Source organism: Halothermothrix orenii H 168 (genome assembly GCF_000020485.1).
GTDB classification, from domain to species: domain Bacteria; phylum Bacillota; class Halanaerobiia; order Halanaerobiales; family Halothermotrichaceae; genus Halothermothrix; species Halothermothrix orenii.
In genome coordinates, this window is sequence record NC_011899.1 from 1,153,448 (window position 1) to 1,166,875 (window position 13,428).

Here is a 13,428-nt window from a genome sequence, read left to right on the forward strand (position 1 = left end):
AATTGAAACGGAGGAGTTTCCGGTGAATATACTACCAAATTTACTAACCCTGGTCAGAATAGTATTAATTCCTGTATATATTAATTATTTTATAAGTGGTGATTATATCACTGCTGCAGTAATATTTTCTATATCAGGATTATCTGATTTTTTTGATGGTTTTCTGGCGAGAAGATACAATGTAACAAGCAAGCTGGGGAGGATTTTGGACCCTCTGGCAGACAAACTTACTATTATAAGTATTTTGTTTTTACTGGTTACGGTTGATATTATCCCTGAACTGGCTGCTATTGTTATTTTAACCAGAGAGATACTGGTATTATTGGGTTCAGGGATAGCATATGTTTTAGGAATAGATATGATTAATCCCAGTATCCTCGGGAAAATATCAGTTTTTTTATTATATGTCACCCTGGCCGGTAAGCTTTTTGATATAAAATATATTGATATTATTCTTATATACATAGTTATTCCCTTAAATGTAATATCAGCAATAGGATACACCATAACGGCGGTTAAAAAGGTCAGGGCCTAAAAATTAAAAATGTTTAAATCTGGATATTAATTTATATAGAGAATTATGGATAATTGTGGAATATAAATTATGCATTAAAGACGGTTTTGGAAAAAACCGTCTTTTTTTGTTTTTTATACTCATAAAAAAATTATTACCCCCGACAAAGGTAGACATTATCTTTAAAGGAAAAAAATATAAATTATAGAAATATATTATGTAAACAGGGATACGTACCTGAATAGGGGGGATATAATGGCATCAACTTTCAATGCTTATAAAAAGCAAAGTGAAGCAGGTACTTATGAAAACCGATTGCTTAAGGTGTGTTTAAAACTATTTAATATTAATCATTATATTAATGGAAAAGGATTTATTGAATTAAACTGGAAGTCAACAAAAAGAAAGGGTTTAATTTTTTTTAGGGAAGATATTGAAAAAACCCCTGAAATAGACCCTGCTGAATCTGAAATTGATTTTATTGTCACTGTATTACTTCCCGGTGCTAAAATTGATTATAATAATGTTAAAATATCCTGCAAAGACCAGAGAATAATAACCTGGATCCCGGTTGAAGTAAGTGAAAAAGAATTAGTGTTTATTTTGGATGAATCTGAAAACGAGTTGAAAACAAAAAAATTACTTAAGCAGTTATACCTTAAAGGAGTAATTAAAAATTATAAACATGAATATAAAGATTTTAATAAGAATACATGTCATGGTATTTTGGAAGAAGTAGTGAAAGATGTTCTTGATAAAACCTATTATAGACATCCACCGGGGTCAAAGATGGCTTTTGAAGATATGATTTACAGTGAAATTAAAGAGGTTTTTGAAGAATATAAAATTTTTGATGATTTTTATGAAGAGTTGAAAAAAGGTAATTTACATTCAATAGATAGGGAGGTTTATCCCTTTTTCAGGGATAAACCTTATGGCATCCCACGTAAAGCAATTAATTATATGATATTAGCTGCCCATGACCGGGGTTTTTGCAGGCTTTATAAAAAAAACGGCCAGATTATTGTCTTAAATAACTACAAAGATAATGTGGAAGAAAACCTGGCCAGAATTAAATCTAAAGATATAGAATTTGTAGGAAAAGGAGAAACCGTTGCTGAAAGAGATTGGAAAGAATGCCAGCTTATATTAAAAGAGTTTGGATACAGTATTACGGGGAATCTTACTTTAAAAAAACAGGATAAATGCTGGGAAATGCTGGTTAATATCCAGAATAATATGAAAGAGGAACTTGAGCATGCCATCAGAATTAATTCTGAACTTTGTTACCTTCTAGAAGAAGCAAAACAGGTTAAAGAAATAAATAAACCTCTATTTAAACTAAATCATGTGATGGAACAGGATTTTTACAGGTTGGATAATGATTCTTATGATGGAATAAAAAAATTTATAAATCTGTTGTATTCTACATACGGCAATGTAAATAGCTTTAAAAAAGAACTAAAAGAGGTAAAAGAGCTTCTTTATTTTGTTCGTATGAAAAATAACAGGGTTCTGGCTGAAGAATACTATTATTTAAAAAAAATATCATTACCATTACGTGGGTATGAAGATTTAAGGATGGCCCTTATAACCCTTTTAAAAAAAATATCAAATTTGAAAGTGATGGTAAGTAACCAGGAAAACTTTAAATCATTTCTTGAAGAATTAAGTCAGTTTAAAGATAGATATAAAAAACAGTATTTGAAAGAACACTTGAAATATCAAAGAGAACTGGTTAGTTTTACTGAGAAGTTACGCTCATTAAAAGAATATGAAGCCCTGAGGTTATTATCCGGTATAAAGGTTATCAGGGTTGCCTATAATATTAAACCAATTAAAAAATATATTGATACTTTTTTTCCAGGTAAATGTCAGGTCGATAACCTGGATCAGCTCTTAGATAAACAGCCCCGGTGTAATTGTGGTTTTTCCCTGGGGGAGGTTTCGACAATTCCCTCTTTGCAAAAAATTAAACCAATGCTTTTAAAAGGAGTTAAAGAATATATTAAGAAGTTACATACTCCTAAATTTAAATCATTAATTCAAGATTATATTCAGAAAAAACCGGATTCACTTTTAAATACATTTAATAAATGTGAAAAATTATATGACAAAATAGAATTAATAAATCCAACCCTTATCAAAGAAATTAATAAAGCTCTGAACTGTACTTATACAATTAAGGTTTCATGGCAGGACCTTGGTGAATCTCTGAAGGGCTCCTATCCCGCTAGCAATTTAGATACTGTTAAGGATAAATTGGAAGAAAGAGTAATTGAAATCTTAAAACAGAAAGAAAGCTCAAATGACCTTAATTTAGATAATATAATTATAAATTTAATCTAATAAAAAGGAATTTAATATTTAAATAGTGAATTTATTAGTAGAGAGTATAAAAAGGAGGTAAATACTGGTGAAAATATTAATAAAAAATGTTGATGTTATATATACAGCTGATAGCAACAGAAGTATTATTAAAAATGGTTATATTATAATTCAGGATAATAAAATCAAAGAAATAAATGATATGGATAATTTAGTGTATCAGTCTAATGATTTTGATGATGTAATAAGTGGAAAAGGGAAGATGGCTTTACCTGGACTGGTTAATGCCCATACCCATTCAGCCATGACCCTGTTGCGGGGGTTTGCTGATGATATGCCTTTACATAAGTGGTTGCAGGAAAAAATATGGCCTTTTGAAAAAACGCTAATCCCTGAAGATATTTACTGGGGTGCAAAACTGGCTATACTGGAAATGATCAAGACAGGTACTACTACTTTTGCCGATATGTATTTTGAAATGGGACAGGTTGCAAAGGTGGTAGAAGAAGGAGGCCTTCGTGCTGTTTTAAGCCAGGGTCTAATTGAGGCCAATGATGGAGAAGAAGGATTAAACAGGGCTTTAAAATTCTGTCTTGAATGGAATAACCGGGCTGATGGGCGTATTTTAACAATGCTGGCTCCCCATGCCCCTTACACCTGCTCACCTGATTTTTTCAGAAGAGTGGTTGATTTATCACAGGAATATAACCTCGGCATACATACCCATATCGCAGAGACAAAGGAAGAGTTTCAGCAGATTAGGGAAAAGTATGATTGTACCCCTTTACAATATTTAGAAAAAACAGGTGCCCTTAAAAGGCCTGTTCTGGCTGCTCATTGTATTTATATTACAGAAGAAGATATGGATCTTATGGCTCAGAAACCGATCGGAGTGGCCTATAATCCCCAGAGTAATATGAAACTTGGAAGTGGTATTGCTCCGGTAACCAGGATGTTAAGTAAGGGTATTAAAGTAGGGATTGGAACAGACGGTACCTCCAGTAATAACAATCTGGATCTTATTGAAGAAGCAAGGAGTGGCTCCTTTTTACAAAAGGTGAATGACCTTGATTCAACTGCTTTACCTGTTGATACTGTTTTAAAGATGTTGACTGTTAATGGGGCGAAAATACTTGGTTTTGATAAACTCGGAGTGTTAAAGGAGGGTTATCTGGCCGATATTATTTTAATAGGATTAAATGAATCAACATTCTATTACCCCCACTATAACAATCTTTCAAATCTGTTTTATGCCGGTAGTGGTAATGATGTTACTACGGTAATTGTAAATGGGCGGGTAATCATGAAGGATAGAGAAGTTTTAACTATAAATGAGGAAGAAGTATATTATAAGATTGAAGAAATCGCCCGCAGAAAGCTATAAAGTTTCCCATGAATTACAACTTATTACAGGCAGGAATTACACCTTTTAGAAAGAATTATGTATTAAATTAAGCAGGGAGAAATATAATGTAGTATATTAATTATGAAAACAGGATAGAAGGGAGAGGAGATTATGATAAACGTATACTGCTGGAGATGTGGTACCAAGGTCAGTAAGAAGGATATTCTGGGTTTAGGTCATTTTGACCAGCAGATTGGTAAGTATCAGGGAAAGAAGTTTATTGCTTTTAAATGTCCCAAGTGTAAAAAAGCCAGATATCAAATACTCGATACTGACCTCTTTTCATTTCAAAAGAAGACTTCGCAAAAATTTAAGAATTCTCCCGGGGTAAATAATGAGGCTGGAATTGACATAGATCAGGTTATTGATTTTTATAAAGTATTAAATGATATAGATACAGTAGATAACTTTCTTGAAAAATGTGAAATGGCTTCTGATACAATTAGTACTGAACTGGATAAACCAATTGTTCAGCCTTTAGATGTTTATAATCTTTTCTGTGAATTGAATACAACTAATGACAAGAGACTGATGATTTTAACACTGGATGAAGATAATTATTTGATTACATGGGAATTTCTGGGTGAAGGCACTAATAAGCCAATTAAACTGGATCCGAAAACTATTTTTCACACCTCGTTTTTACTTGAAGAAAAGACTTCAGTTATAATTGCCGAAAACATGAATGATAATTTTACCAGACCATCCCAGAAAGATGTTCTGGTTACAAAACGACTGGTAAAAGCCGGCAAAATTCTGGGAATTGATTTTCTTGATCATATTGTCATTGAGGCTGATGGATACCACAGTTATGATCAGTTAAATTTAATTTAGAGTAATTATCTGACTTATAAAGGTTTTTTAAAAAAATATTAAAAAATATGATTACTTAAAACCTGTCTCTTCAGAGGCAGGTTTTTTTAATGTGCAAAAATCATACACAATTTTTTGGGTAGTTAAAAAAAAAAACCATAAAATCTTATTATTAATATGAAATCTATCTTGTAATAAAAAAATCTAAATATTATACAAGGTTATTGAGGCTTTCGTGTGCCTTTTAAATGATATAGTCGCAGGCCTAACATATTCTTTTGTTCTATTTTATTAGAGAATGATATATATTTTAATAAAAGGAGGATAAAGTATTATGAATAAACAACTGAGGGTGTTACTGGGAATTCTTTTAATAATTGGATTATTTCTGGGTTCATATGAAGGTATCTGGAAACAGGGGGCAAAAAAAGTTTCAGGACCGGATATTAAAAAGGCAGACAATAATGAAATATACCTTGAAGTCATCTGGGACGCCTCCGGTAGTATGTGGGGGAAGGAATATGGAGTTGAAAAAATTATCAGGTCACGGGAAGTATTAAAAACCTTTACTGATAAACTCTCGGGTGAAATCAATATGGGTTTAAGGATATTTGGGGCAAGGAGAATAGGGGATTTAAAAGACTCATTTCTGGCAGTCCCCTTTAATGAAAAGAATAAAGATAAAGTCTTAAACTTTATAGCCAATGTTAAACCCCTGGGGAAATCACCGATCGGGTATTCATTACTGCAGGCAAAAGGAAGATCTGGCAGGGGTTTATGGAAAAAAATATGTACTGCTGGTAAGTGATGGGATAGATAACGGAAAAATACCAACCAGAGAGGTTGTTGAGGATCTAAAGGAAAATAATATAGTCTTACATATTATTCATATCGGTGATATACAGGATCAGGAACTTAAATCAAAACTTAAAGAAATGGCCAGCATTACCGGTGGTAAGTATTTTACATATAAAGACCATGAAAATGTTATTCCAACCCTTCAGCAATAAATTTATATTTATTGCTGTTTTTTTTATTTTTATAGCAGGACATTTAATAAAATAACGGAAATATATAATAAAGGTTTTGTACAACTATAAGGGGTATTATTTATTTTAAGCTGGATATTACTATTAATAGGATTGTTATCATTGAGGAGGTAAACATATGACTAGAAGTTTAAAAATACTGGTGGCTATAATAACCCTGGTGATATTTGTTTTTTTGATTATTGTTTTTTCGGGATCTAAGATTTATACTGATTGGTTATGGTTTAAAAACCTGGGATTTACCCATACTTTTTTAACAATGTTTTTTACAAATTTATGGTTAAGATTACTGATTGGTATTATTTTTACAGCTTTTATCTTCATAAACTTATTATTTACCAGAAAACCCCTGATGGAGTTTTCTAAATTAAAAAATGATGATAATGTTGAATCCCTGTTTACCGGGAGCGGTGACAACCTGATAAACTGGGTCACTAAAAAAAGGTTAAACTATACATATTTTTTTGGTAGTGTTATTCTGGGGTTTTTATTCAGTTCCATAAGTCAGGATCTCTGGAAGGTTGTTTTGAAATATTTAAATAAAACTCCTTTTAATACAGTCGATCCTATTTTTAATATAGACCTTGGTTTTTATATTTTATCTCTACCTTTCTTTAATTTTATCAGGGAAATGGGTATGGTTTTAGTAATACTGACCTTAATTGTAATTGCCATTATATATACCATTGCTTCTGGTGTCAGGTCTTTAGGAGAAATGAAATTTAAATTATCAAACAGGGCCAAAGCCCATATTTCCATATTGATAGTTCTCTTTCTCTTTTTAAAGGCCTGGGATTACAAATTGAAAATGTATAATTTGCTTTACTCACCGAGGGGAGTTGTTTTTGGTGCCAGTTATACAGATATCCACGCAAACTTATTGGGATTAAAAATATTATTCTGGATTGTAATTTTAATTGGGGTTTTATTATTAATTAATCTTTTCCGGAAAAGTTACAAAATCATACTCTGGAGTCTGGGGATCTGGATTTTGGCTTCATTTATTTTTGGCAGTGTTTATCCAGGTCTTGTTCAAAGGTTTGAAGTTGAACCCAATGAAGTTGCTAAAGAAAGCAAATATATTAAGTATAATATTGATATGACCTTAAAGGCCTATGGACTTGATAATATCACTATCGAGGAATTTAAGTTGTCAAATGATTTAAATCAGCAAATTATTGAAAATAACCGGGAAACAATTGACAATATCAGGTTATGGGATAACCGTCCTTTACTGTCTACCTACAGGCAGCTTCAGGAACTCAGACCCTATTATAGATTTCCTAAAGTTGATATAGACCGGTATAATATAAATGGACAATACCGCCAGGTGATGCTCTCACCAAGGGAAGTTGACCAGAGCAGGTTATCATCAAGGGCCCAGACCTGGATAAATAAAGTATTAAAGTTTACCCACGGGTATGGCCTGGTAATGAATCCGGTAAATGAAGTTACTGAAGAGGGTTTACCAAGGTTTTTTATTAAAGATATTCCCCCCAAGGTAAATGTAGACCTCCGCCTGGATAATCCTTCTATCTATTATGGAGAATTAACTAACAATTATGTTATTGCCAATAATAAATCTCAGGAGTTCCATTATCCCCTTGGAGATAAAAATATATACACCAACTATAATGGGTCCGGTGGTGTTCAGCTCGACAGTTTTTTCAAAAAACTGGTTTATGCTCTCAGATTTAGTAATTTAAAATTTTTACTGGCAGATGATATCACTGCTGAAAGTAGAATTATGTATTACCGTAATATAAGGGACAGGGTTCGTCGGGTTGCTCCCTTTTTATCCTTCGACGGGGATCCCTATCTGGTTATCAGCCAGGGACGCCTTTTCTGGATACAGGATGCATATACAACAACTAACAGATACCCTTACTCCCAGCCAGTTAACCGGTACAACAATTTTAATTATATAAGGAATTCTGTTAAAATTGTGATTGATGCATTCAATGGATCTATGGATTTTTATGTTATAAATAAAAATGATCCCCTTGCGGTAACATATCAAAAAATATTCCCTGATCTGTTCAAAGATGGGGAAGAGATGCCAAAAGACATAAGAAACCATTTACGTTATCCTCAGGATCTCTTTGTCATTCAGTCCCGGATTTACAGCGTTTACCATATGAAGGACCCGATGGTCTTTTACAATAAAGAAGAACAGTGGACGATTCCCAATGAGAATTATGCCGGTACCAGTATTACAATGGACCCCTATTATATTATTATGGAACTTCCGGGCAAGGATGTATCTGAATTTATTTTAATGTTACCCTTTACTCCGGCAACAAAAAATAATATGATTGCCTGGATGGCTGGTCGTTCTGATGGTGATAATTATGGGGAATTGATTGTTTATCGTTTTCCCAAAGATACTCTTGTTTATGGGCCCATGCAAATAGAATCCAGGATTGACCAGAACACTGAAATATCACAGCTATTGACACTCTGGAGTCAGCGTGGTTCAAGGGTCATAAGGGGTAATCTTCTTGTTATTCCCATTGACAATTCAATCCTTTATGTAGAGCCACTTTACTTACAGGCTGAAACCAGTGAACTTCCTGAATTAAAAAGGGTCATTGTTTCTTACGGGGACCGGGTTGTTATGGCCAGGACCCTGGATCTGGCCCTGGAAGGGATTTTTAAAGGTGAACTAGATCTGGTTGATGATGGGGGTATAACAGAGCCTGATGAGGAAGTTATTCCCGGGACCTTACAGGAATTGGCTTCAAGAGCTTTTGAATTATATACCCTCTCCCAGGAAAGCCTGAAGGAAGGCAACTGGTCTGAGTATGGTAGATTACTGGAAGAACTACAGGAGGTCCTTCAACAGTTAAGGGATAAAACACAAATAGAATAATTAAAAACATTAAATATAACAATAGATACAGGGGAAGGTGACTATGAATAGATTAACAGTTTTTTCAGATTATAAAACAGTCAGTGATATAGATTTGCATATTTGCCAAAATCAAAAGTTTAAAACCAATTTATTACAGATATATATAACCCAACCCTTAATTAAGGAGACTGCCAGTGGTACTGCCCTGATACCATATATTCTGTACCGGGGTAGTACTACATACCCGACAAATAGAGAAATAGTACTTAAACTTGATAGTTTATATGGAGCCAGCCTAAATGTTTCGGTTTTAAAAAGGGGAGAAAACCAGCTTGTTTCTTTCTCCCTTGAGGTTCCGAATGAAAAATATCTTCCTGATAGGGAACCTCTCTTTGAAAAAGCCCTGGATTTCCTGTATGACATTGTTTTTAATCCCCTGGTGGTAGAGGAGGGTTTTAAAGGGGATTATGTTGATCAGGAAAAAAAATTTTTAGAAGAAGAAATAAAATCATTAATAAATGATAAATTCAATTATTCCCAGGAAAGATGTTATCAGGAAATGTGTCGTCATGAGCCCTTTGGCATTTATAAACTTGGAGACATTGAAACACTACCCCAACTGGATAGATACAAAGTTTATAACCTTTATTCAAAACTAATTAAAAATAATCCAATTAATATGTTTGTGGTGGGGGATATTGACGAAGAAAAAACTTACTACAAAATAAACGAAAAATTTTCTATCAAACGGTATAAAAAAATTGATGATAATAGTACAGAAGTTGTGAAGGAGATAAATGCTCCCAGGGAAGTAACTGAAGAGTTAAATGTTAATCAGGGAAAACTGGTAATTGGTTTTAGAACAGGTATTACCAGGGGTGATAAATTATATAATGCCCTTCTCTTTTATAATGGTATTTTAGGACGCTTTCCTCATTCAAAATTATTCCAAAATGTAAGAGAGAAGGCCAGTCTGGCCTATTATGCCTTCTCACGCCTTGAATCTACAAAAGGATTATTGACCATAAATGCAGGGATAGATTTTAAAAATTATGATAAAGCCAGGGAGATTATTTTAAAACAGATGGATGAAATATCAAACGGGAATATTTCCAGTGATGAGTTTGAATGGACCAAAAAGGGTATAATTAATAATCTCAAGACTATGGCTGATAGCAATAAAGGTCTGGTCAGGCACTATCTGCTGGGTTTGATAAATAATAAAGCTGAGTCCATTTCAGATATGATTTACGGTTTAAGAAAAGTGACAGTAGATGATATTGTAGAAGTATCGAAAAATATAAAAATTGATACGATCTATTTTTTAAAGAAAAAGGGGGCCTAATAGTGAAAGAATTCTATAATGAAATTATCAGAGAATATTTATATACAGATTCAATAGATAATGGTCTTAATGTCTATATAATGCCCCGGAAAAATTATAATCGTCAGTATGCTATTTTTGCCACCAGGTATGGCTCCATTGATATTAAATTTGTTGATCCTGAAACCGGTCAAAAGACAACGGTTCCAGAAGGCATTGCTCATTTCTTGGAACATAAACTTTTTGAAGGTAAAGATGAGAGTTCTTTCAATAAATTTGCCCGTCTTGGTGCATCAGCCAATGCATATACGAATTTCACCAGAACAGCATATCTGTTTTCCAGTACCGGTAATTTTGACAGGGCTTTAATTAATTTAATCGAATTTGTACAGTCACCATATTTTACTGATGAAAATGTAAATAAAGAGAAGGGAATAATAAGCCAGGAAATAAGAATGTATGAAGACGACCCTTACTGGCAGGTCTTTTTTAACCTTCTTCAGGGGTTATACCATAATCATCCAGTTAAATACGATATTGCTGGCTCTATCGAGAGTATAAGTAGAATTACAAAAAAAGATTTATATACCTGTTACCGCACTTTTTACCACCCTTCAAATATGGTACTGTTTATTACCGGTAATGTTGATGTTAAAGAAACACTTGATTTAATCAGGAGAAATCAGAAGGGTAAAAAATTTTCCGATCTCAACCCGATAAAGAGGTTTTATCCTGAAGAGCCCCGTGAGGTTAAAAAAACCAGTATTATAAAAACCATGGATGTTTCTAAAACATTATTTACCCTTGGTTTTAAAGAAAAAAATGTTGATGAAGAACATATGGTTAAACTGGAGATAGGGTCCAATATTCTTTTGGAAATGATGGTAGGGAAAGGGACAGAATTATACCAAAAATTATATGAAGAAGGTCTTGTAGATGATGATTATTCATTCAGTTACACAAGACAACCGGGTTATGGTTATGCTATGATATCCAGTGAAACGAGGAATTCAGAAGAACTTTATAATAGACTCGTAAATGGTATTGAAAAAGCAGATAAAATATTGACTGAAGATAATTTTACCAGGGTTTATAATAAATACATGGGAGATTTTGTTGAGATATTTAATTCTTTTAGTGTTACTGGTAATCAGTTTGTTGATTTTTATTTTAAGGGTGTTAACGTCTTTGATATTTTCAACATTATAAACGATATAGATCTTAATTATATTAAATCACGTTATATTGAATTGTTTACAGATAATTTGCCGGTCCAGTCAGTTATTAAGTCTAAATAGTTCTATTAAAAGTTTTTTAGATAATCTCAGGCCAGACAAAGCAATCAATTTATAATGAGTATCCGGTTTTCAGACTCCCAGTAGAATTAATTATTATGTGTATAATTAATTATTATGTATTACATTATGAAATTTGCTTAAATATATAAATTGAAAAATATATACTTTTTATATATAATAAATAATAAGCATTGTTTTACATATTTTTAAACCTCTCAACATACAGGAATCAGGGGGGTGATAATTCAAGAAGGGAGAAGTAAAGAAGGATTATAAATTTAGTAGAAAGAAAAAAAGAGTATTAAAGAAGGGAGCAGATGACTATGAAAAGAGAACACTGGAGTAGTAGAACTGCTTTTGTTCTGGCTGCAATTGGGTCAGCTGCCGGTCTCGGTAATGCCTGGCGCTTTCCCTATGTTGTCTACAAGAATGGTGGTGGAGCCTTTTTAATTCCGTATTTTATTGCCTTACTGACGGCAGGTATTCCGTTATTAGTGCTTGAGTTCAGTATAGGACAGAAGACACAGCTCGGGGCCCCGGAAGCCCTGGGTAAGGTAAGAAAGAAATTTGAACCATTTGGATGGTGGACCCTTGCCTGTGCTTTTGTTATTGTCAGCTACTATGCTGGAATACTTGGCTGGATCTGGGATTATATTGTAGGTTCTTTTAATGTAGCCTGGGGTAATAATGCTGAAGCTTACTTTTATAATAAAGTATTACACATTTCCGGTGGTATCAATGAACTGGGATGGTTCAGTTACCCGGTATTAATAGGGTAGTTGTGTCCTGGATAGCTATTTACCTGATTTTAAGAAAAGGGACCGAAAGTGTTGGTAAGGTTGTTCCCTATACAGTTATACTCCCGGTCGTGTTACTCTTAATTCTGATTATCAGGTCTGTTACCCTTCCGGGAGCCATTGAAGGATTAAACTATTATTTAAAACCTGATTTTACGAAGTTATTAGATATAGGTGTCTGGATTGATGCCTATACCCAGGTCTTTTTTACCCTCAGTCTGGGTATGGGGATAATGATTGCCTATGCCAGTTATATGCCCAAAAATTCTGATGTTGTCAACAATGCCCTGATTACTGTTTTTGCCAATTCAGGGGTAAGTTTCATGGCCGGTATAGCTGTGTTTGGAACCCTTGGTTATATGGCACAGGAACAGGGTGTTGCCATTGCCGATGTTGTTGCTGATGGTGTTATTTTAGCATTTGTTACCTATCCTAATGCTATCAATATGCTACCTGGAGGACCGATTGTAGCTGGCTTTTTCGGGGTTGTATTTTTTGTAACATTACTAACTCTGGGCATTGATTCTGCTTTTTCACTGGTTGAATCCAATGTGGCCGGTATCGTTGATAAATGGGGATTTAACAGGAGAAAAACAACTTTCTGGGTAGTTGTTTTATTACTTGTTACTGGACTAATCTTTGCCACCAGAGCTGGATTATACTGGCTCGATCTTATAGATCATTACGTCAATACTTACGGCCTTCTCCTGGGAGGATTGCTTGAAGCCCTGGCAATAGGCTGGTTTTACAATGCTGAAAAACTCAGAAATTACTTTAATCCAATTTCAGAGTACCAGTTTGGAAAATGGTGGAATATAATGGTTCAGGTTATTACTCCCATTATTCTTGTCTATCTTTTCGTATTCAACTTAAGTAAGGATATAGGTGCAAATTACGGCGGTTATGGAAAACTATACCAGTGGATCGGTGGCTGGGGCCTCCTGATAGTTATGGCAATTGTAAGTGTTTTATTATCTGCTATTAAAGGTAGAGAAAGTGTTACAGTAGACAGTAGTAGAGGTAACGTAAACCTTTAAAAGAGAAGG

11 protein-coding genes are annotated in these 13,428 nt (G+C 33.8%); all 11 read left to right on the top strand.

From position 1 onward, the window contains the following. The first annotated feature begins 22 nt into the window (after window positions 1-22). The 11 genes from HORE_RS05585 (at window position 23) to HORE_RS05625 (ending at window position 13,419) form a co-directional block, all read left to right on the top strand. A complete protein-coding gene (locus HORE_RS05585) occupies window positions 23-535 on the top strand; it encodes a CDP-alcohol phosphatidyltransferase family protein (protein ID WP_012636005.1) in 513 nt (170 codons plus the stop codon). A 234-nt stretch (window positions 536-769) separates the two neighbouring features. After that, complete coding sequence (locus HORE_RS05590) at window positions 770-2,863, top strand: hypothetical protein (protein WP_012636006.1); 2,094 nt, start codon at window positions 770-772, stop codon at window positions 2,861-2,863. A gap of 67 nt (window positions 2,864-2,930) precedes the next feature. Next, entirely contained in the window at window positions 2,931-4,226 is a 1,296-nt protein-coding gene (locus tag HORE_RS05595) for an amidohydrolase (protein WP_012636007.1), read from the top strand. A 132-nt stretch (window positions 4,227-4,358) separates the two neighbouring features. Further along, a complete protein-coding gene (locus HORE_RS05600) occupies window positions 4,359-5,081 on the top strand; it encodes a JAB domain-containing protein (RefSeq protein WP_012636008.1) in 723 nt (240 codons plus the stop codon). A gap of 313 nt (window positions 5,082-5,394) precedes the next feature. Then, window positions 5,395-5,868 (top strand): vWA domain-containing protein, encoded by a 474-nt coding sequence (locus HORE_RS05605; protein ID WP_012636009.1) that lies wholly within the window; start codon window positions 5,395-5,397, stop codon window positions 5,866-5,868. Continuing rightward, the gene (locus tag HORE_RS12680) at window positions 5,765-6,070 is read left to right on the top strand and encodes a VWA domain-containing protein (RefSeq protein ID WP_083762964.1); all 306 of its coding nucleotides are present in this window, start codon (window positions 5,765-5,767) and stop codon (window positions 6,068-6,070) included. The genes HORE_RS05605 and HORE_RS12680 overlap by 104 nt, the downstream gene beginning before the upstream one ends. A gap of 157 nt (window positions 6,071-6,227) precedes the next feature. Then, complete coding sequence (locus HORE_RS05610; RefSeq protein WP_012636011.1) at window positions 6,228-8,981, top strand: UPF0182 family membrane protein; 2,754 nt, start codon at window positions 6,228-6,230, stop codon at window positions 8,979-8,981. 43 nt (window positions 8,982-9,024) lie between these two features. After that, a complete protein-coding gene (gene yfmF / locus HORE_RS05615; RefSeq protein WP_012636012.1) occupies window positions 9,025-10,308 on the top strand; it encodes an EF-P 5-aminopentanol modification-associated protein YfmF in 1,284 nt (427 codons plus the stop codon). 2 nt (window positions 10,309-10,310) lie between these two features. Continuing rightward, window positions 10,311-11,585, top strand: coding sequence for an EF-P 5-aminopentanol modification-associated protein YfmH (gene yfmH / locus HORE_RS05620; RefSeq protein WP_012636013.1), 1,275 nt, complete (start codon window positions 10,311-10,313; stop codon window positions 11,583-11,585). A 317-nt stretch (window positions 11,586-11,902) separates the two neighbouring features. After that, window positions 11,903-12,364: an SLC5/6 family protein gene (locus HORE_RS13075; RefSeq protein WP_226984199.1), complete on the top strand. Its 462-nt coding sequence runs from the start codon at window positions 11,903-11,905 to the stop codon at window positions 12,362-12,364. Continuing rightward, complete coding sequence (locus tag HORE_RS05625) at window positions 12,334-13,419, top strand: SLC5/6 family protein (RefSeq protein WP_226984200.1); 1,086 nt, start codon at window positions 12,334-12,336, stop codon at window positions 13,417-13,419. The genes HORE_RS13075 and HORE_RS05625 overlap by 31 nt, the downstream gene beginning before the upstream one ends. The last annotated feature ends 9 nt before the right edge of the window (window positions 13,420-13,428 follow it).